The organism is Bacillus sp. AK25, from assembly GCF_048270685.1.
Lineage (GTDB): Bacteria > Bacillota > Bacilli > Bacillales > Bacillaceae > Bacillus > Bacillus altitudinis.
Genome location: NZ_JBLUWC010000001.1, coordinates 3,281,091 through 3,301,715 on the forward strand (window position 1 = coordinate 3,281,091; position 20,625 = coordinate 3,301,715).

General features: G+C 42.1%; 22 protein-coding genes. 1 reads left to right on the plus strand and 21 read right to left on the minus strand.

Annotated features, from left to right (window positions below):
- Nucleotides 1-357: 357 nt before the first annotated feature.
- The 12 genes from upp to prfA form a co-directional block, all read right to left on the minus strand.
- Nucleotides 358-987, minus strand: a complete 630-nt coding sequence (gene upp / locus ACNO7B_RS17005) for a uracil phosphoribosyltransferase (RefSeq protein WP_003214553.1) — start codon at nt 985-987, stop codon at nt 358-360.
- Nucleotides 988-1,134: 147 nt separating this feature from the next.
- Nucleotides 1,135-2,382 carry a serine hydroxymethyltransferase gene (gene glyA, locus ACNO7B_RS17010; RefSeq protein ID WP_024718755.1) on the minus strand — a complete coding sequence of 416 codons (1,248 nt, stop codon included), beginning with the start codon at nt 2,380-2,382 and terminating at the stop codon, nt 1,135-1,137.
- A gap of 177 nt (nt 2,383-2,559) precedes the next feature.
- Nucleotides 2,560-3,099, minus strand: coding sequence for a TIGR01440 family protein (locus ACNO7B_RS17015; RefSeq protein ID WP_058213512.1), 540 nt, complete (start codon nt 3,097-3,099; stop codon nt 2,560-2,562).
- A gap of 12 nt (nt 3,100-3,111) precedes the next feature.
- On the minus strand, nt 3,112-3,561 hold the full coding sequence (gene rpiB / locus ACNO7B_RS17020) for a ribose 5-phosphate isomerase B (protein ID WP_003214714.1): 450 nt from the start codon (nt 3,559-3,561) through the stop codon (nt 3,112-3,114).
- A 141-nt stretch (nt 3,562-3,702) separates the two neighbouring features.
- Nucleotides 3,703-4,161 (minus strand): low molecular weight protein arginine phosphatase, encoded by a 459-nt coding sequence (locus ACNO7B_RS17025; RefSeq protein WP_017360042.1) that lies wholly within the window; start codon nt 4,159-4,161, stop codon nt 3,703-3,705.
- 63 nt (nt 4,162-4,224) lie between these two features.
- The gene (locus tag ACNO7B_RS17030) at nt 4,225-4,779 is read right to left on the minus strand and encodes a manganese efflux pump MntP family protein (protein WP_052320298.1); all 555 of its coding nucleotides are present in this window, start codon (nt 4,777-4,779) and stop codon (nt 4,225-4,227) included.
- Between the two features lie 60 nt (nt 4,780-4,839).
- A complete protein-coding gene (locus tag ACNO7B_RS17035) occupies nt 4,840-5,892 on the minus strand; it encodes an L-threonylcarbamoyladenylate synthase (protein WP_081298178.1) in 1,053 nt (350 codons plus the stop codon).
- A gap of 161 nt (nt 5,893-6,053) precedes the next feature.
- The gene (locus ACNO7B_RS17040; protein WP_058213510.1) at nt 6,054-6,497 is read right to left on the minus strand and encodes a GNAT family N-acetyltransferase; all 444 of its coding nucleotides are present in this window, start codon (nt 6,495-6,497) and stop codon (nt 6,054-6,056) included.
- Between the two features lie 63 nt (nt 6,498-6,560).
- On the minus strand, nt 6,561-7,211 hold the full coding sequence (gene spoIIR, locus ACNO7B_RS17045) for a stage II sporulation protein R (RefSeq protein WP_046344668.1): 651 nt from the start codon (nt 7,209-7,211) through the stop codon (nt 6,561-6,563).
- Nucleotides 7,212-7,374: 163 nt separating this feature from the next.
- Nucleotides 7,375-7,854, minus strand: coding sequence for a hypothetical protein (locus ACNO7B_RS17050; RefSeq protein WP_410551916.1), 480 nt, complete (start codon nt 7,852-7,854; stop codon nt 7,375-7,377).
- Nucleotides 7,855-7,991: 137 nt separating this feature from the next.
- The gene (gene prmC / locus ACNO7B_RS17055) at nt 7,992-8,879 is read right to left on the minus strand and encodes a peptide chain release factor N(5)-glutamine methyltransferase (protein WP_282833326.1); all 888 of its coding nucleotides are present in this window, start codon (nt 8,877-8,879) and stop codon (nt 7,992-7,994) included.
- Entirely contained in the window at nt 8,869-9,936 is a 1,068-nt protein-coding gene (gene prfA, locus ACNO7B_RS17060; RefSeq protein ID WP_008343422.1) for a peptide chain release factor 1, read from the minus strand. Before prfA ends, prmC begins: the two co-directional genes overlap by 11 nt.
- Before the next feature lie 210 nt (nt 9,937-10,146).
- Here prfA and racA point away from each other — a divergent pair, with 210 nt between their 5' ends.
- Nucleotides 10,147-10,698, plus strand: a complete 552-nt coding sequence (gene racA / locus ACNO7B_RS17065) for a chromosome-anchoring protein RacA (RefSeq protein ID WP_039962987.1) — start codon at nt 10,147-10,149, stop codon at nt 10,696-10,698.
- 35 nt (nt 10,699-10,733) lie between these two features.
- On the opposite strand, the gene ACNO7B_RS17070 is transcribed toward racA, so the two are convergent.
- The 9 genes from ACNO7B_RS17070 to ACNO7B_RS17110 all read right to left on the minus strand — a co-directional run bounded on the left by ACNO7B_RS17070 (nt 10,734) and on the right by ACNO7B_RS17110 (nt 20,572).
- The gene (locus ACNO7B_RS17070; RefSeq protein ID WP_007497662.1) at nt 10,734-11,690 is read right to left on the minus strand and encodes an AEC family transporter; all 957 of its coding nucleotides are present in this window, start codon (nt 11,688-11,690) and stop codon (nt 10,734-10,736) included.
- Nucleotides 11,691-11,781: 91 nt separating this feature from the next.
- Nucleotides 11,782-13,482, minus strand: coding sequence for an oxaloacetate-decarboxylating malate dehydrogenase (gene malS / locus ACNO7B_RS17075; protein ID WP_024718762.1), 1,701 nt, complete (start codon nt 13,480-13,482; stop codon nt 11,782-11,784).
- Nucleotides 13,483-13,761: 279 nt separating this feature from the next.
- Nucleotides 13,762-14,364 (minus strand): thymidine kinase, encoded by a 603-nt coding sequence (locus ACNO7B_RS17080; protein ID WP_007497666.1) that lies wholly within the window; start codon nt 14,362-14,364, stop codon nt 13,762-13,764.
- 87 nt (nt 14,365-14,451) lie between these two features.
- Entirely contained in the window at nt 14,452-14,652 is a 201-nt protein-coding gene (gene rpmE / locus ACNO7B_RS17085) for a 50S ribosomal protein L31 (RefSeq protein WP_003215407.1), read from the minus strand.
- A 130-nt stretch (nt 14,653-14,782) separates the two neighbouring features.
- A complete protein-coding gene (gene rho, locus ACNO7B_RS17090; protein ID WP_007497667.1) occupies nt 14,783-16,066 on the minus strand; it encodes a transcription termination factor Rho in 1,284 nt (427 codons plus the stop codon).
- A 364-nt stretch (nt 16,067-16,430) separates the two neighbouring features.
- Nucleotides 16,431-17,396 (minus strand): class II fructose-bisphosphatase, encoded by a 966-nt coding sequence (glpX, locus tag ACNO7B_RS17095; protein ID WP_007497670.1) that lies wholly within the window; start codon nt 17,394-17,396, stop codon nt 16,431-16,433.
- Between the two features lie 32 nt (nt 17,397-17,428).
- Nucleotides 17,429-18,718, minus strand: coding sequence for a UDP-N-acetylglucosamine 1-carboxyvinyltransferase (locus ACNO7B_RS17100; protein WP_417901738.1), 1,290 nt, complete (start codon nt 18,716-18,718; stop codon nt 17,429-17,431).
- Nucleotides 18,719-18,964: 246 nt separating this feature from the next.
- Complete coding sequence (gene fsa, locus ACNO7B_RS17105; protein ID WP_003215343.1) at nt 18,965-19,603, minus strand: fructose-6-phosphate aldolase; 639 nt, start codon at nt 19,601-19,603, stop codon at nt 18,965-18,967.
- Between the two features lie 111 nt (nt 19,604-19,714).
- A complete protein-coding gene (locus tag ACNO7B_RS17110) occupies nt 19,715-20,572 on the minus strand; it encodes a class II fructose-bisphosphate aldolase (protein ID WP_058213507.1) in 858 nt (285 codons plus the stop codon).
- Nucleotides 20,573-20,625 lie beyond the last annotated feature (53 nt).

Below are 20,625 nucleotides of genomic sequence, written 5' to 3' on the forward strand. Positions count from 1 at the left end.
TTTAGATCTATGGGATTCTGCTTCATTCGCTGATACAAACCCTGATTATTAAAGGGTTCACAATGAGGATTAGTAGAGTGCTATAGGCTATGAAAACCTTACCATAATACCCTCGTTTAGCATACAATAGCGTCTATGATGTGTCAATCCGTTGAAAGTTAAAAAACTTTTCTATAATGAGAGAGCACACAAAATGTTCACAATTTCATCAAACTTTAGGAGAGTTGTGACATTCATTCAAAAAAACTGCTAATGTTCAGTATACATTGATTTTTCTAAGAACGATATCAACCGTTTGTCATATTTTTCAAAAAAGCCCACATGCACGTTTGCATGTGGGCTTTTCGTGAATCATTCTTATTTTGTTCCATACATACGGTCACCAGCATCACCAAGACCTGGGATGATGTAACCTTTTTCGTTTAACTTCTCATCTAATGCCGCAATGTAGATATCAACATCTGGATGATGTTTTTGCATTTCTTCTACACCTTCTGGCGCAGCAATCAGACACATGAAGCGGATGTTTTTCGCACCGCGTTTTTTCAAGCTGTTTAATGCTTCTACTGCTGATCCGCCCGTTGCAAGCATTGGGTCTACTACGATAAATTCACGCTCTTCCACATCAGATGGAAGCTTCACATAATATTCAACAGGCTTTAATGTCTTCGGATCACGGTATAAACCGACATGTCCCACTTTGGCAGCTGGAATGAGTTTCAAAATCCCGTCTACCATTCCAAGACCTGCTCTTAAAATCGGCACAACTCCGAGTTTTTTACCTGAGATCACGTTTGATTTAGCGACTTGTACAGGTGTTTCTACATCTACCTCTTCAAGCGGTAAGTCTCTTGTGATTTCAAATGCCATTAATGTTGCGACTTCATCCACTAGCTCTCTAAATTCTTTTGTTCCTGTATGAACGTCACGAATATATGTAAGTTTGTGCTGAATAAGCGGGTGATCAAATACATAAACCTTTGCCATAGCTTGCTACAACTCCTTTTCTGTCATCTTCCGGTGAACTTTGCACACTTCCTACAATTCTACATAAAAAGACATCATCTTTCAATATGATTCGCAAATCCTACAAAAAAAACCCACATGCCAAAAATAGGCAAATGGGTCTGCATCTTAATAATCTAATTCTTGATATAGAGGGAAACGAGCTGTCAGATCAGATACACGCTTTTTCGCCTCTTCTAATTTCGCTTCATCTTCATGATGTTTCAGCGCAAGCGCAATGATGGAACCGACTTCTTTCATCGCTTCTTGATCGAAGCCACGGCTTGTCACTGCTGCTGTACCTACACGTACACCACTTGTAACAAATGGTTTCTCTGGATCATATGGAATCGCATTTTTGTTCACCGTGATACCAATTTCATCAAGAACGTTTTCTGCAATTTTTCCTGTAATGCCAAGAGAGCGCAAGTCGATGAGAACAAGATGGTTATCTGTTCCACCAGATACAAGCTGAATATCCTCAGATAAAAGTGTTTCAGCTAGTTGTTTTGCGTTATCAATCACATTTTGTGCATATGTTTTGAAATCTCCGTTCAATACTTCACCGAAAGAAACAGCTTTTGCAGAGATCACATGCATGAGTGGTCCACCTTGAATACCAGGGAAGATCGATTTGTCGATCTTTTTACCAAACTCTTCACGGCATAGAATCATTCCGCCGCGAGGTCCGCGCAATGTTTTGTGAGTTGTCGTTGTCACAAAATCAGCGTAAGGAACAGGATTTGGATGAAGACCTGCTGCAACAAGACCCGCGATGTGAGCCATGTCCACCATAAAGTAAGCACCGACTTCATCGGCAATTTCACGGAACTTTTTGAAATCAATTTGACGTGGGTAAGCACTTGCCCCCGCTACGATTAGTTTCGGCTTATGCTCACGTGCTTTTTCAAGTACATCTTGGTAGTCGATATGTTGTGTTTCTTTATCTACACCGTATTCTACAAAGTTGTACTGTACGCCGCTAAAGTTTACAGGGCTTCCATGTGTTAAATGCCCGCCATGTGATAAGTTCATGCCTAGCACTGTATCGCCATGCTCAAGGATTGTAAAGTATACGGCCATATTCGCTTGAGCTCCTGAGTGAGGCTGTACGTTCACATACTCAGCGCCAAAAATTTCTTTTGCGCGGTCACGTGCGATATCTTCTACAACGTCTACATGTTCACAGCCGCCATAGTAGCGTTTACCAGGGTAACCTTCTGCATATTTGTTTGTTAAGACAGAGCCCTGCGCTTCCATGACTGCTTCGCTTACGAAGTTTTCTGATGCAATTAATTCGATTTTGTCCTGCTGGCGTTTCCGCTCTAGTTGAATTGCTTTGAATACTTGTGCGTCTTGCTCAGGTAAATGTTTCATCAGCGAAATCCTCTCCAATCTATTTCCATTCGATGTTTTCACCATCTCATTGTACACGGTTTTTGAGTAAAATGTAAAAGTTTTTTTTGGAAAATCGACTTCTTTTTTATGAAAACCCGAATATTCAAGGGGTGAAGCGTCTTCATCATTCAACATTATATTAGAAATATATCCGAACTATGATCTTGTATAAACGGCTCGTTCTCCGCCAATCAGCTTTGGACGAGTTTTTGCAAACGTCACATGTGCTTGTCCTAATTGATGACGGCTGAGACGGACCGGTACGGCTACCCGCTTTAAGTGCATGCCGATGAATGTATCACCGATATCAATCCCTGCATGTGCTGAAATGGATTCAACCAGCACAGGGTGTTCCATTTGCTGATACGCATGAGCCGCCATAGAACCACCCGCCTTACGGACAGGTACTGCCGCTACAATCTCTAAGTTAACCCGGTAAGCCACCTCTTCTTCCACAACGAGGGCACGATTCAAATGCTCGCAGCATTGGAAGGCCAATTCAATTCCTATCTCGCGCCTCAGTTGATCGAGCTCTTGATAAATAGCTTCAGCAATTTGCTCACTTCCCGCTGTCCCAATGTGCTCGCCAGCCACTTCTGACGTACTGCAGCCAATCACTAAAATGTGGCCGGCTCGCAGTTCAACTGTTTGATGAAACTCTTTTAACATTTCAAGCCAATCTTGACCAATGTTCATGTTAAGCGCTCCTTACAGATGCTTTTCTTCGTAATCAGCGATTTTACCAATCCGCACAGCATGACGTCCTGCAGTAAATTCTGTTGTCAGCCAAATGTGAGCAATCTCTCTTGCCAATCCTGGTCCAATGACTCGTTCTCCCATCGCAAGAACATTTGTATCATTATGTTCTCTCGTCGCCTTTGCACTGAATGTATCATGCGCCAGTGCACAGCGGATGCCTTTCACTTTGTTTGCTGAAATGCTCATACCAATACCTGTCCCGCAAATCAAAATGCCTCGATCGACTTCTCCGTTTGCCACCATGTTGGCTACAGGAAAAGCATAGTCTGGGTAGTCTACAGAACCTGATCCACATTCACAACCCATATCAATGTATTCAATCTTTAATTCATCCATTAGTTGTTTGATTTCTTCACGAATATTCGTTCCGCCGTGATCGGATGCAATGGCTACTTTCATCGGGCAATTCCTCCTAAGGGTGAGTTGATCTGTCATGTCTTACATTCATTCTTTATTTACAGTTATATTTTAACCTCTGCCTAGTCATTTGCAAACAAAAGCAGAAAAACCGTTTGCGCAACGGTTTTACAGGTTGTCCATTTATGAGGATTTGTGATCCTGTTTAAGCTTTTTAGCAAGTTGATACAATAGCGTTTCTAGTTCATCTCGTGTCTCCTGATAAATGGAGAGACTCCCTCCAAATGGATCCGACACGTCACCTTCTGATCCTGTCGCAAATTCTTTTAGAGTGAAGACCTTGTCTTTCACATGAGCGTATTGCTCTACAATCAACTGCTTATGCTGAATCGTCATGGTAAAGACATAATCTGCTTCATGAAGAAGTTCTTCTGTTAGTTTAGACGATGAGTGATTCAGTGGAATGCTTTTCTCAAATAATGCTTCGACTGCTTGAGGAGAAGCCTTCCCTGCATCAGAGGCGAAGATGCCCGCTGATTTTACAGTGACCTGTAAGCCTTTTTCATCTGCAATGGAGGAAAAAAGGGCTTGAGCCATCGGACTTCTGCAAGTATTTCCCGTACAAACAAATAAGATATTCATCTTTCGACCTCCTTTTCTTCTATTATATAGCATTTCATTCTACATGTTATGTAAGGAGACTGGCTAGAGCGGAAATAATAATTTGATTCCAAAGGCTAGTAAAATAAACCCGCCAAGCGCACCGCTATATGAACCTACCCATGACCGAACCTGTTTACCGAGTAATAATCCAAGCCATGTGAGCATCATACTAAAAAAGCCAAACAATAAAATGGTCATCAACACCCGAGAACCGTAAATCCCCAGGCTTAAGCCAACGGAAAAACTATCTAAACTCACACTTGTTGCAAAAAGAACGAGACCGGCCCCAACAGGTGCGATAAATGGCTTATCTTCTTTTCGGATAGAAGCGATGATCATTTGCAGACCCAGCACCAAAAGCAGCGCCCCGCCAATATAGGTTGCTAGGAGCCCAAGCCAGCCAGATAAAAGCTGACCTGTCAGCATGCCAAAAAGAGGCATAAACATATGAAATATCCCAATGACAAGTCCAATATAAAGGATCTGGCGGAATCTCAGCTGAATCATCCCCATGCCGAGTCCCACCGAAAAGGCATCCATTCCAAGTGCAAAAGCCATGATACTGAGTGTCAGCAATTCGCCAGCTAGTTCATTCATGTAAATCCCCCTTGGACACGCATTCTCCTTTAACCTATGTTTGTCCAAGAGAGGTTAGAACTATTTGAACGAAGAGAGGGTACGCCCTCCTGCCGCTTTTTGCAGACGGTTCATGATCGCAGAACCAACTCCCTGCTCTGAGAAGGCTTCTGAAATGATCAAGTCTACATCCGTTTCATCAAATTGTCTCAGCACACGATATAAGTTTGCCGCAACCGTTTCAGGCTTTTCTCTCCATCCACAGCTAAAGATAACATCTGCCGCAAACCATTCCTTCTTTTCTTCTGTCGTCAGCACACCTACTTTTAGCCCTTCAGCTCGGTACTTCTGAATGTGCAGCTGCATGTCTTCATCACTTCCATGAAATATATACATTTGTGCTTCAGGTGCATAATGTGTGTATTTCATTCCCGGCGATACAGGCGCCTCATCCTTTTTCGTCAGCCCTGGATCTATGTTGACTGTTCCTACGACCTCTTCTAACGCTTCTTTTGTAATACCGCCCGGCCTTAAGATCACTGGAATCTCGTCTATACAGGATACAACCGTTGACTCCACACCAATACCTGTTGAACCACCATCGACAATGCCAGCAATTCTCCCATCAAGATCACTCGCGACATGGTCCGCAAGTGTCGGCGACGGTTTTCCCGAACGGTTGGCACTTGGTGCGGCAATTGGCAGACCAGCTGCTCGGATGAGTTCAAGCGCAACAGGATGATCAGGCATTCTTACGCCTACTGTCGTTAAACCTGCCGTCACCTGCTTTGATAATGTGCCCGGCTTACAAGGTAGAACAATGGTGAGAGCGCCTGGCCAAAAGGCATCCATCAGCGCTGTTACTTTTTCATTTTCTATTTGCGCAAATTCATGAAGCTGTTGAACGTCCGCAATGTGAACAATCAACGGATTATCACTTGGGCGTCCTTTCGCTTCATAAATTTTCTTCACAGCCTCTGTCTCTTTTGCATTTGCCCCTAGTCCATAAACCGTTTCTGTCGGAAAAGCGACCACTTCATTCTGCCGCAACAACAGAGCTGCTTGTTCAATTTGTGGATAGTATGTGGATAAATCCTTTTTTAAATCCACAGACCACCTTTTTGTATTTAACATCATACAAACTCCTTTTAAAAAAGATAAAACTGTTGATATATCTCAATTATCCTTTTGAAAGTATAAAAGATGATGCTAAATAAAACAAGCGTTGTCCACAATTTGTGGATAACGCTTGTTTTACAGTGGATAAGTATGTGAATAAGTCCGGTATTTTGTGATTAACTAGCTGTTTTTTGCAGCACAACCGCCTGCTCTTTTCCCAACGACTCTTTAGCATGCGCAGATACCCACACACTTTCTGGGATTTCCTCTATAGGCGTAAAGCCCATCAGCGCTAAAAAATCATGCGAGGAGGAGTGATTGGCTACAACATAAAAGGTGTCCACACCTTGTTTTTCCCCTAGCGTTTGAACACTTTGGAACAGAGAAACGATGTGCCCCTGACCAAGTTTATCTGATATCACAAGTGATCTTAGCAATCCTTCTTGTTCATTTAGTCGTTCAAGGCCTAAACAGCCTGCAAGCTCACCGTCTGCACCTTCCATGACCACAAATGACGTACGCTCTGCAATCGTCACCCCGCCTTTTGCTTGGCCTTTTTCAAGAAAAGCATTAATAGCCGGGGCATCTTCTTCTGTCGCTATTCTTAATTGATAATACATGCTTTCACCTCTTTTTGTTCTCTTACTTCAACTCTATGAGGCAAAAACAGATTTAGACCTTTTTTAAGAGAAAAGACTAGAGACCCATTCGAACAGAAAGAATTTCACTTCACCCGTCTCTTCTTCTTTTACCACTTCATTGACAGATTCATTTGATTGCTCTGCGGCTACCTGCTCTTTATCATCTCCTTCTGGTGAGGCGATCGCTTCTCCGTTTGAAAAATCGATAAAGCAGAGAGGTGGGAATAACACACACCACCAATTGGCTCCGTCTCCTTCCCCTAACGTAATCAAAATGGCTTCATATTTCCCAGCAGGATAAACAAAGTTGCCATATAGCTTTGTTGGAAATGAGGCTTTTTGAAAGCTGACCGATACGGATTGATCAATGTGTTGTTCCTTTAATTTTGCTTTGGCGATACGATTGATGTCTGGAAGCTTTGAACGAATCACACGTCTGGCTTCTTCAATGGATGTGAGGTCTTTCACCCACTCTGTTATATTGGCATTGACCTCATCTCGAATACTTCGTTTCACATCTTGATCTGCCGACCGGTCACTGTTGGCTAAAATGCGTAAACGAATGGCTTCATCTGGAATCACAACAGGCTGATTGGCAGAAGCAGCCGCCGTCTCCTCTTTTCCAAGGTTTGCAAAAGCACCACATAATAATAGAAACATATAAAGACAAATCATCATTTTACTTTTGAACATGATGTGTTCCCCCCACTTTTTCTCTTCGCTACAAACATTGTGTCCAGGAAACGCATCTCGTAAACAGCAAAAATGATTTTTTTAATAGATTATGAGTAAAAAACAACTACATGAGGTGAGCGAATCAATGTTTTTTCTGCATGCAAAAAAGCCATTCAACAACTTATGAACGGCTTTTTAGTGAGGATTGGTAATCGGAAGGGTACAGTCTCCCATCCCAATCTCGACTGATTTTTAATCCCGAATCTGTTTTGATCACTGTCATTGCACCTTTTTTCTCAATTTCCTTTTTGACCTTTCCTTTATGGTCAATAAATTGAATGATCATTTCATAGTCAAATTCAATCCTGTCATCGCTTTCATCTGAAGGTGTAAACGTAATTTTTTTCAGTTTAATTTGACAATCTTGATCTTTTGCTGCTTCTAATACACTTGGAAACATGCTGTCTTGTGTATATTCTTGATATTCATGCTCGGTTAAATAATTCTTCAACTTCTCCTTCATGTCAGATAGGTCATCCGTCCGATTCACTGTGTATTGTGCTTTTTTATAGTTTTCCCCAAATGTTGCTGCTTCTTTTTTAAAGCTCGGTTTACCGCAAGCACTCACAATCAATAGTACACTGACGATGACCAACACCATCGCATACCTTCTGTTCACACCATTCGCTCCTTCAAAACAAATTTATGTAAAAAATCATGATCAGAATGTTCATTCTTCTATATATACGTTTCCCTTTTACCATAAGTTTCATCTTTACATAATAAAATAGTCCGACTTTATTCAGCCGGACTTCCGTTTTGAATGTGTGCGCAAACTGCTCGATCTTTTCCGTTGATGTCCTTGATGATATGAACATCAGCTGAAGGGAACGCCTGCAAAAGAAGCGCTTTTACATCTTGTGCTTGTGTATGTCCTATTTCAAAGACAACCACCGCTTGCTGATGAAGTACCTTGTGGAGATCACAAGCGATACGCTCATAAAACCACAGGCCATCACGCCCATCTGTCAGCGCATTGACAGGTTCATGCTTTGTGACAACCTCTGATAAACCATCCATTTCTTCTGCCGCAATATAAGGCGGATTGGAAATAAACACATCGACTTTGATGCCTTGAGCCATAATCGGTTCAAGTAAATCCCCTTGGACAAAATGAACGTCTGCACCAAGCGCTTCTTGATTTCGCTTTGCTACTTCAAGTGCTTCATGTGAAATATCCGTCGCTGTCACAGTGAGAGATTCTTTTTCAAGAGCTAACGTAATCGCAATTGCACCGCTACCTGTTCCTACATCAACAGCTTTGAGCGGCTGATCATCAGGAAACACACGATTCATCATGTTTAATGCCGCCAGCACCACTTCCTCCGTTTCAGGACGAGGAATCAGAACGTGTTTGTTTACCTCAAAAGGACGCCCATAAAAAAATTCAACACCCGTTAAATGCTGCACAGGCACTCCACGCTTGTGCTGCGTAACGAACTTGCTGAATTGTGAATCTTGCTCCTCTGGCAGTGGATCATGAAAACGGGCAAGAAGTTCACTTCTGCTCCATCCAAGCACATGCATCAACATTAACTCTGCTGCGTTTTGGTCTCTGCCCGCTTCCGTTAACAAAGAAGAAGCCCATTTAAGGGCTTCAAAGATCGTTCGCTCTTTATTTTGCATTTTGAAGTTTTCTTGCTTGGTCTTCCATAATTAATGCATCAATGACCTCGTCAAGTTTTCCTTCTAAAATTTGATCAAGCTTTTGAATCGTCAATCCAATGCGGTGGTCCGTCACACGGTTTTGCGGGAAATTGTACGTACGGATACGCTCTGAACGATCCCCTGTTCCAACAGCAGATTTACGGGTTTGGTCATATTCAGCTTGTGCTTCACGCTGGAATTTATCATAAATTCTCGCACGCAAAACTTTCATCGCTTTTTCTTTGTTTTTGATTTGTGATTTCTCATCCTGACAGGAAACCACTACACCGGTTGGAAGGTGAGTCAAACGAACAGCAGACATTGTGGTATTAACACTTTGTCCCCCTGGCCCGCTTGATGCAAATGTATCCACACGAATATCTTTTTCGTGGATATCAATTTCAACTTCCTCAGCCTCTGGTAATACAGCAACTGTCGCTGTTGATGTATGAATACGGCCGCCTGACTCAGTTTCAGGAACACGCTGCACGCGGTGTGCACCGTTTTCAAACTTTAGTTTAGAATATGCACCTTTACCGCTAATCATAAAGATGATCTCCTTATAACCGCCAGTTCCAGTGACACTCGCTTCCATGACTTCCGTTTTCCAGCCTTGCATTTCAGCATAACGGCTGTACATACGGTACAGGTTTCCTGCAAACAGCGCAGCCTCTTCTCCGCCCGCTGCACCACGAACCTCCACAATAACGTTCTTATCGTCATTCGGATCTTTCGGGATCAGCAAGATTTTTAGCTCGTCTTCTAAACGTTCTGTTTCCTCTGTGAGCTCTGAAATTTCTTCTTTGACCATGTCGCGCATATCGGCATCGAGCTTATCTTCCAGCATGGCTTTCGCATCACTTAGCTGATCATATGCCGCACGATATTGTCTATATACCTCAACAGTTTCTTGAATATCAGATTGTTCCTTCGAATATTCACGAAGCTTCTTAGGGTCATTCACCACTTCAGGGTCACTTAAATATTCATTTAGCTTTTCATAGCGTTCTTCAATTGATTTTAAACGGTCTAACATGGTCTTCACCTCTGTTTTGTGCGTAACAGTCTAATTATAGTATAGCGGGGTATGACAGTCAAAAAAATTTCCAAAACAATTGATTTTCTGCAATTTTTCACTAGAAAACACGATCTTTGGCGATTGGTTACTTGTTTTGTCTAACGTGAAGGAACGGATGCTCACGAAAGAGAATGGTACTTATAATTGAAAAAAGGGAGGGCATTTGGTTTGAATACAAATGAGGTTGCAAAGGAAATTGGTGTATCTTCAAAAACCATTCAGCGCTGGGTCAAACAGCTCAACATCCCTGTCGCCCGGAATGAACTTGGACATTACGAATTTCATGATGACATTGTCCAGCTACTCAAAGAGGTCCAACACCAAATGAACGAAGGTGTGATTCTCCATGACATTAGACTGCCGATTCATGAAGAAACCGCCCAGCAATTATCACCTACTGTAGAAACTTCTGACTCATCAAAACGGATAGAAGCCTTAGAAGAACAAGTGAAACAGCTCCTTCAAGAGCAATCACATGTCAGTCATATTGAAGCCCGTTTTCAAGAATTAGAACGGAAACTCGCTAAGAAAGCAGATGAAGGCGTTTCCTACCAGCTCCTCCAGCACAGAAGAGAAATTGAAGAATTAACTGCAAAATTAGAACGCCTCACAGCCACATTGACAAAACCAAAACCATCAAAAGAAGAAGAAAAGGAAAAGGCACACCCCGAAATGAAAAAAAAGCGTGCGCTCTTCCCTCTGTTTCATTCATTTCGCTAAGAAAGGCTGCCTAACGAGGCAGCCTTTCTACTATATTATACGGTAAGTGCAATAATGATCGGTAACGTAATGAGTGACATGATCGCACTGATCACAAATGCGGATGCTGTTTCTGCCTCCTGTTTCTCAAATCGAGTGGCGATCATGGCCGCAACAGCTGAACCTGGGAAGGCAACAAGCAATACAGCTTTTGTAATTTCATCTGCCGAAAGTCCCATAAGAATGGCGATAAAATACATAAGTAACGGTTGTACAGCTACTTTGAGCAATGCGATACTGAAAGCTGGTAAGCTCAGTTTAATTTTGCGGATACCGACTGTGACACCGACTGCAAAGAGCGCAACCCCTGATGTCACACTTCCAATTTCCTCTAGCATTTCATGTCCGATTTCAGGAAGTTTAAATCCTAAAAGAACAAGAATGATACTTGCTAACGGTGCAAGCGCAAGCGGCTCTGATAAACCGTGCAAAATCGCTTTCGTCGTCATTTTTAGGAAACTTTCGCCGTCTTTGGCTTTTCCTTTTGTTTTTTCACCGACAGTTGACACAATAATAGCAATTGGATCAAGCAATGCATTTACAACTATTCCGGTAATAGCAATCGGAATTGCAACTTCTTGAGCCCCAAATAAACTGCCCAAGACCGGAATCCCCATAAATGCAAAGGTCGGTTGTGCTGAGTTTAATGAGAAAACAGATGAATCTGTTAAATCATATTTAAAAGCAAATTTCGTAACTAAAAGGATAATGATATAAAAGCCTACGATTCCGAGAATCAATGCAACGAAAAATGGAATTTGACTATAGAATTTATCTTTTGGTGTTGACAGAATGCTGGCGATAAAGTGCGCTGGCAAAGCATACTTTGTAACAAGTGTACTTACACCTTTTGCAGATTTAGCGTCATAGCTGCCGAAGTTCCCTGCGAACCAACCCAGCGCGATAACGAAAAAAATCGGTGCTAGGAGGATCAAAATATTTAAAAAGTCCATCTTACTATTCCTCCTTGAATCCTTTACATGTTTCTTATTTTATAGCGGCATTGCTTACATTACCCGAAACAATGCCGCGTTACACATTTTATTATGCTCTTACAATTTTTTTATATTCAGGAATCCACATAGCATCCTTCACAGCTTGTTCGATGTTGTCAGGTGTTCTTCTTGCGACACCATCTTTAATTGCTGCTTTTGCTACTTCAACAGCTACCTTAATTGATACTTCTTGCAATTTATCAATGCTTGGAAGCAGTCCAGCGCCTGGTTTTTCATGATCAACCATTTCAGCGATCGCATTTGCAGAAGCAACGAACATGCCTTTTGTAATAATTTTTGATTCCGTTACGATTGAACCAAGACCAAGTCCAGGGAAAACGAACGCATTGTTTGATTGTCCGATTTCATGTTCAATTCCGTTATACTCGACATTTTCGAATGGGCTTCCAGTTGCAACAAGCGCACGACCGTCTGTCCATTTGAATAGATCTTCCGGTACTGCTTCAGCAAGTGGTGTTGGGTTAGACATCGGCATGATCACTGGACGCTCTGTATGAGCTGCGATTTCTTTAATAATTTCTTCAGTGAATGCGCCGCCTTGACCTGATGTACCAATAAGAATGGTTGGCTTCACCTTGCGAACAGCTTCAGCAAATGAGATTTGTCCTTTTTCATCACGAGCCCAGCCTTCTACTTCATCAGAAGAACGAAGGTATGGTTTTTGGAAATCAAGCACTTCATCTTCAAACTGATCTGTTAGTAACCCTCTGTAGTCTAACGTCCAGAATGCATTGTTTGCTTCTTCTTCACTTAGACCTTCAAGAACCATTGTGTCACGCATTTGATCGGCGATTCCGATTCCAGCTGATCCAGCTCCGAAAATCATCACACGGTGATCTTTCAATTGAGTACCAGTTTTCTTGACAGCTGCAAGAACACCCGCTAAAGTAATGGCACCAGTACCTTGGATATCATCATTAAATGTTAAGATGTTGTCGTTGTATTTTTTCATGATGTTACGCGCATTTTTGTTTCCAAGGTCTTCCCAGTGAAGCAATGCTTTCGGGAAGAATTTAAGTGCTGCTTTGACATACGCATCAATGAACTCTTCGTATTTTTCACCTTGTACACGTTTGTGGTGGTTCCCGATGTACAATGGATCATTTAATAATTTTTCATTGTTAGTTCCAACATCTAATACAACTGGAATGACGCGGCTTGGATCAATACCTGCTGCAGCCGTGTAAACAGCTAATTTACCAATTGCGATGTTGATACCACCAACACCCCAGTCACCAATTCCAAGAATACTCTCAGAGTCAGTTGCTACGATGAGGTCGATGTCGCCTGCTGTTGCATGTAAGTTTTCAAATGCTTTCTCAATACCGTCAATGTTGTCGATTGAAAGGTAGACACCATGAGGTCTTCTGTATTCATGGCTGTATTCTTGAATCGCTTCACCAACAGTTGGTGTGTAAACAACAGGAAGCATTTCACGAAGCTTGTCCGTTAGAAGCTTATAGAACAATACTTCGTTACGGTTTTGCAAATCACTTAAGTATACGTTTTGACGAAGACGATCTGGCTGAGCTAGAAATTGCTTGTATGCTCTCTCTGCTTGCTGTTCTAAAGTCAGAACAGTTGGAGGAAGTAATCCTTCTAGTCCAAGCTCTTGTCTTTCTTCTTCAGAGAAAGCAACGCCTTTGTTCAACGTTGGAATCGATAATACATCTTTACCTGTCAAAGTGGTTTCGAGGTACCCTTCTTTTGTTTTCTTCACGTTGTTCATCAAAAACTACCCTCTTTCTAAAATATAAATAAAGTGAACTATTAATACAAAGAACGATCAAGGAGAAAAATCCTTAATCAAAAAAATTATGACAAGAAATCGAACTTTTCGTTTAAATGCTTTACACTACAGTTAGTCATTTTATGCCTGCTTATACCAAAACGCAAGCGTTGAAAATTAGATAATTTTTTCGTAGCGTTATTTAATTTATTTAAGTACAAATGATGGGTGTTCAGCCAAAATCTCGAAAAACGAAACACAGCGGCATTTGCTATTTTTTTAATTGTCAAGTGTTGTACCAACATCTAGTTTTGGTACTTCATGGTGATGTCTGCATCGTGCTTCGTATGATTCCTGCGCACCTACTAAAATAATGGGATCATCATAGGATGCGGGTTTACCGTCGATCAAGCGTTGTGTTCTACTCGCTGGGGAGCCGCATACCGAACAAACTGCTTGAAGTTTTGTTACAAGCTCTGCACATGCCATTAAATGCGGAACAACACCAAATGGCTCTCCTCTGAAGTCTTGATCAAGGCCTGCAACAATGACTCGGTAGCCTTTATCAGCCAACTGAGTGACAATATCAATGATTGTCTCATCAAAAAATTGCACCTCATCAATGCCAATGACATCGGTTCGTTCTGATATGTGCGTTATTATGTCTTTTGGTGAGGTTACTGCAATCCCATCGACCGATGAACCGTTATGTGACACAACTGAGCTTGTGCTATACCGGTTATCAATCGCTGGTTTGAATATTTTTACTTCTTGTTTGGCAAAGGTGGCTCTTTTGGCTCTCCGAATCAATTCTTCCGACTTTCCAGAAAACATACTTCCGCAGATAACTTCAAGCCAACCGCTTTGTTTCATCACATACATAAGGTCTTCTCCCCCGTTTTAAAGTTCCATCAATCCACGTAAAAAAACAGGCAAGAACGGATTCCTGCCTGTTTATTGTATCTATTATTACTTAAGACCGTATTTTTTGTTAAAGCGGTCAACACGTCCATCAGCAGAAGCGAATTTTTGACGGCCTGTATAGAAAGGATGGCACTCAGAGCAAATCTCGATGCGTACCTCTTCTTTTACTGATCCAGTTTCAAACTCATTTCCACAAGCGCATTTGACTGTAGCTTTTTTGTAGTTAGGATGAATTCCTGTTTTCATCTACTGTCATCTCCTTCCGCCCTGAATCCAATTCGGAAACAGAGTTAATATCTCAGAATAAATTCTGAAACGCACATGATAAAATTATAACAGTGTGAGTCTATGATTGCAAATGTATTTTTTCAGGAAGCTATCTTCTTGATGCAGACATATTTGCTTGTTTCCACTCTTGCGTTAAAATATCGAAAAATTCTTGGTTTGTCTTTGTTTTTCTCATTTTGCGCATGAATTTCTCAGCGAAATCAGGTGTATCTGACATTGATTTTCTCATCGCCCATAGACGATCAAGATGCTCTTTAGGCACAAGCAGTTCTTCTTTTCTTGTACCGGAACGACGAATGTCGATGGCTGGGAAAATTCTTCTTTCTGCAAGAGAACGGTCTAAATGGAGCTCCATGTTTCCTGTTCCTTTAAACTCTTCATAAATCACATCATCCATACGTGATCCTGTATCAACAAGTGCAGTAGCTAAAATGGTCAAGCTTCCACCTTCTTCGATGTTACGCGCAGCACCAAAGAAGCGTTTTGGACGGTGGAAAGCAGCTGGATCAATACCGCCGGAAAGCGTTCGGCCGCTTGGCGGGATGACCAGGTTGTATGCACGAGCAAGCCTTGTGATGCTGTCCATTAAGATGATGACATCTTTTTTATGTTCAACTAGACGCATCGCACGCTCTAATACAAGCTCTGCTACTTTAATGTGGTTTTCCGGTACTTCGTCAAAGGTTGAGCTAACGACATCCCCTGCAACAGAACGTTCGATATCTGTTACTTCCTCTGGACGTTCGTCAATAAGAAGAACAATCAGTTCTGCCTCTGGATGATTTTCAGAGATACTGTTGGCAATTTCTTTGAGCAAAATGGTTTTCCCAGCCTTAGGCGGTGCAACAATTAAACCACGCTGTCCAAACCCAACTGGTGCCATCATATCCATAATTCTAGTAGACAGGTGATTAGGCTGTGTTTCAAGAATCATTTGACGATCAGGGAATAGCGGCGTGAGTGCAGGAAAGTGAACACGTTCCTTAGCTGATTCTGGGTCGTCCCCATTTACCGCTTCGACATGAAGGAGGCCATAGTAGCGTTCATTCTCTTTTGGAGGTCGTACCTTTCCAGACACCTTATCACCATTTCTTAAATCAAAGCGTCTGATTTGTGAAGCTGAAATATAAATGTCTTCAGAACTTGGGGAGTAGTTAATTGGTCTTAAGAAACCAAATCCCTCTGACTGAATAATTTCTAGAACCCCTTCCATAAATAAGAGATCCTCTTGCTCAGCATTCGCCTTTAAGATGGCAAAAATTAATTCTTTTTTTGTTAGTTTGCTGTAATAAGAGATTTTGTACTTTTTTGCTAACTCATACAGCTCTTTTAATTTCATATTTTCCAAAGATGAAATCGAAACATCTTTCAATATGGACACCACACTTTTCTAGTCAATGTATTTCATTACAAATGCATGACCATTGTATTTGATTAGCTTTTAATTCCGTTTTTGTTGGAATGACCTCGCTCTCATGGTAACGCTCCCACTCGTTTTATCATAAAGATAGGAACAATGTGAAATTGAGCTTTGTCAACATAGAGAAGGATAATGAGTATATCGTCATGATGCGGCAGTATTTAAACTTGTTGAAGCTTAAAAGAAGTAAATTCGCAGAAAATTTCGCAGCACTCTTTAGTTTTACCTCATTTGCAGGGAATATTCAACTTTAAAAAGAAAATGATATATATTTGACACCTATATGAAAAGCGGGTAAAGAATACCCGCTTTCAGATTACGGACGAATGACAAGATTCGGTTTTTTCTTTAAACTGTGTCTGCCATCGACGAATCGAACAGTACCTGATTTCGCACGCATGACAACACTATGTGTTGTTCCAACAGAGCCTTTAAATTGAACACCTTTTAATAACTCGCCATCTGTTACACCTGTCGCTGCAAAAATGGCGTCATCGCCTTTCACGAGGTCTTCCATTCTGAGGACTTTTCCAACATCCAGTCCCATTTTCTCACAGCGTCTCAGCTCTTCTTCACTTTGTGGAAGAAGCTTACCGTGGATTTCTCCACCAAGTGCTTTAAGCGCAACAGCAGAAAGGACACCTTCAGGCGCTCCACCTGAACCAAATAGAATATCAACACCTGTGTGATCAAATGCTGTATTAATGGCTCCTGCAACGTCACCATCATCGATCAACTTGATTCTTGCACCAGCTTCTCTCAGCTCAGCAATGATCTTTTCATGTCTCTCTCTGTTTAAAATTGTCGCAACAACATCTTCAATATCTTTGTTTTTCGCTTTTGCAACAGCACGAAGATTGTCAATGACAGGCGCTTCAATGTCGATGCAGCCTACCGCTTCTGGACCTACTGCGATCTTATCCATGTACATATCAGGTGCATTCAGCAAGTTGCCATGATCTGCAACAGCGATAACAGCTAAAGCATTCCAGCCGCCGCTTGCCACAATATTTGTTCCTTCCAATGGATCAACAGCGACATCCACGCGAGGTCCATATCCGTTTCCAAGCTTTTCCCCAATATAAAGCATTGGCGCTTCGTCCATTTCTCCCTCGCCGATGACGACAGTTCCCTTCATCGGAATCGTATCAAATACATCACGCATGGCACTTGTTGCAGCATCATCCGCTTCGTCTTTTAAACCTCTACCCATCCAACGAGCAGATTTTAATGCAGCTGCTTCTGTCACCCGTACTAGTTCCATCGATAAACTTCTTTCCATTTTTGTCCAAATCTCCTCTCACAGTCAAAGCCTTATGAATTTTGAAGTTCTTCTATTTCTTGGTCATTTAGCTTTTCACGCCAGATGGTTGCACCCAAGCCTTCAAGCTTCTCCTCAAGCATACTATATCCTCTGTCTATATGTTCAAGCCCTGTGATTTCGGTCACACCGTCTGCCATTAACCCTGCAACAACGAGACAAGCACCTGCTCGCAGATCACTTGCTTTGACCTTTGCACCTTGAAGCTGCGTTTGACCTGTAATAATGGCAGATCTTCCTTCCACCTTCATGTTAGCACCCATTCGACGCAATTCGTCAATGTGTTTAAAGCGGGCAGAATAAATGGTATCTGTCACGACACTCGTGCCTTTCGCTTTTGTTAACAAAGCCGTCATCGGCTGTTGAAGATCGGTCGGAAAGCCCGGATACACAAGGGTTTTGATATCGACAGGCTTGAGTCCTTCATTTCTGCCAACGATCAGCATTTGATCGTTGCTTGTTTCAATTGTGAATCCCATCTCTCTAAGTTTCGCCGTAATTGATTCTAAATGAGTTGGGATCACATTATCAAGCACAACTTCATCCCCCATCGCTGCACCTGCAATTAAAAATGTACCTGCTTCTATGCGGTCAGGGATGATGGAATGCCTGCAGCCATGAAGAGATTCCACACCTTCGATCCGAATCACATCCGTCCCCGCACCTTTGATTTTAGCTCCCATGCTTGCAAGCAGTGTTGCTACATCAATAATTTCGGGTTCTTTTGCGGCATTTTCAATCACTGTTTTCCCTTCAGCTAGCACGGCTGCCAGCATGATATTGATGGTCGCACCTACACTGACAACATCAAGATAAATACGGGCTCCGACTAATTTTTCAGCGCGCAAATAAATCGCACCCTGTTCGTTTGTCACCTCGGCTCCAAGTGCTTCAAAGCCTTTGATATGCTGATCGATCGGTCTAGGTCCTAAGTGACATCCCCCTGGTAATCCAATGACAGCCTGCTTGAATCTACCGAGCATGGCGCCCATTAAATAATAGGATGCTCGTAGCTTCTTCACTTTCCCATTAGGAAGCGGCATACTGATCATGGAGGCAGGATTGACAACCATCTCACCTTTTTCAAACGTGACCTTTCCGCCAATCTCTTCTAACAGATCTCGTAATGTTTCAATATCTGAAATATGCGGAAGGCCTTCAATGGTTACTGGAGAATCAGCGAGAATCGTGGCAGGAATCAGTGCCACAGCACTATTTTTCGCACCACTAATATGTACGGTCCCGCGCAAGGGGTCACCGCCGGCAATGTTTAACTTTTCCATATTTGTCTCCCTTCTTAAAGAAGATCACTGTTGGAGTTATACTGTTTGTGGATGTCGCGCTTTAAAAGGTCTTGTCCAAAATTTAGCCAATATCAAGAGAAAGAATACAGGTTAAACGAAATTTGTCGGAAGAAAAATAATCGAAGCTTTGCGAGGCTGTGATGTTCTCTTCTTTGCACAAAACATTTCTTAGCGTATTTAAGGAAAACTGCGGCAAACGGATGCGTATCCGTCTGCCACAATCACTTACTTATTCCAGTCTGCTAAAAATTGCTCAATGCCTGCATCCGTTAATGGGTGTTTTGTCAGCTGCTTGATGACTTTCAGCGGCATTGTGCCGATATGAGCACCTCTAAGCGCAGCTTCTGTCACATGTTGCGGGTGACGAATGGATGCAGCAATGATTTGTGTATCTAATCCATGAACATCAAAAATGGTTTTCACTTCACTAATGAGATCAAGACCATTTTGGCCAATGTCATCTAAGCGGCCGAGGAATGGAGAGACATACGTCGCACCAGCTCTAGCTGCAAGAAGTGCCTGGTTTGCACTAAAAATCAACGTGACGTTTGTTTTAATTCCAAGGTCTGTTAACGCTTTGACCGCTTTAAGACCGTCTGTTGTCATTGGGATTTTCACTGTGATATTTGGTGCAATAGCAGCCAGCTCTTTTCCTTCTTCGATCATTTCTTCTGCTTTGAGGGAAATGACTTCCGCACTAACTGAACCTGATACCACGTCAGTGATTTCACGAAGGCGGTCGTGGAACGATACGTCCTTTTCTTTCGCTACTAAACTAGGGTTTGTTGTCACGCCTGCTAAAATGCCAAGCTCGTGTGCCTCTTTGATGTCTGCGATATTCGCTGTGTCTACGAAAAATAACATAACTGTGCCACTCTCCTATCAATAAATTGTCTGAAATGTAAATTTGATTGCGCTTTCTCATGATATGGAGAAAACCGCCTGTGACTCAGGCGGCTTTCGGTTCTCATCAAATTATGCTTGGTTAGAAGAACCAAATTCACGCATTTTGCCGATAACAGTCGCTTTAATTGCGTCACGAGCTGGTCCAAGATATTTACGTGGATCATACTCTTCTGTTTTTACAGCCAGTGTTTCGCGAACTGCTTTCGCAGAAGCAATTTGGTTTTCAGTGTTTACATTGATTTTTGCTGTACCAAGTGAAATCGCACGCTTGATGTCAGCAGTTGGGATACCTGTTCCGCCGTGAAGAACAAGTGGAAGTCCAGTTGTTTTACCGATTTCTTCCATTTCAGCGAAACCAAGGTTTGGTTCACCTTTGTATGGACCATGAACTGAACCTAGTGCAGGCGCAAGGCAGTCAATACCAGTACGTTCTACAAGCTCTTGGCACTCTTTTGGATCAGCATAAATAACGCCCTCAGCGATGACGTCGTCTTCTTGTCCACCAACAGTTCCAAGCTCAGCTTCTACAGATACACCGTGGAAATGTGCAAGCTCAACTACTTTTGCAGTTGTCGCTACATTCTCATCAAATGGATGGTGAGAAGCATCAATCATCACAGAAGTAAATCCTGCATGAATCGCTTTTGCACAAGATTCAAAGCTTGAACCGTGATCTAAATGAATCGCAACAGGAACTGTTACATTATATTCTTCGATTAACGCTTTTACCATTGCGACAACTGTTTTGAAGCCGCCCATGTAGCGTCCTGCTCCTTCAGATACTCCTAAGATAACTGGAGATTTCTCTTCTTCAGCAGCTTGTAAAATCGCTTGCGTGAATTCTAAGTTATTTAAGTTAAACTGTCCAACAGCGTAACCTTTTTCCTTTGCGTCTTTCAACATTTCTGTCATTGAAACTAAAGGCATGATGAAAAATCCTCCCTATGTAGCTAATTTGCTTACTAAAAAAAGCTCTCCAC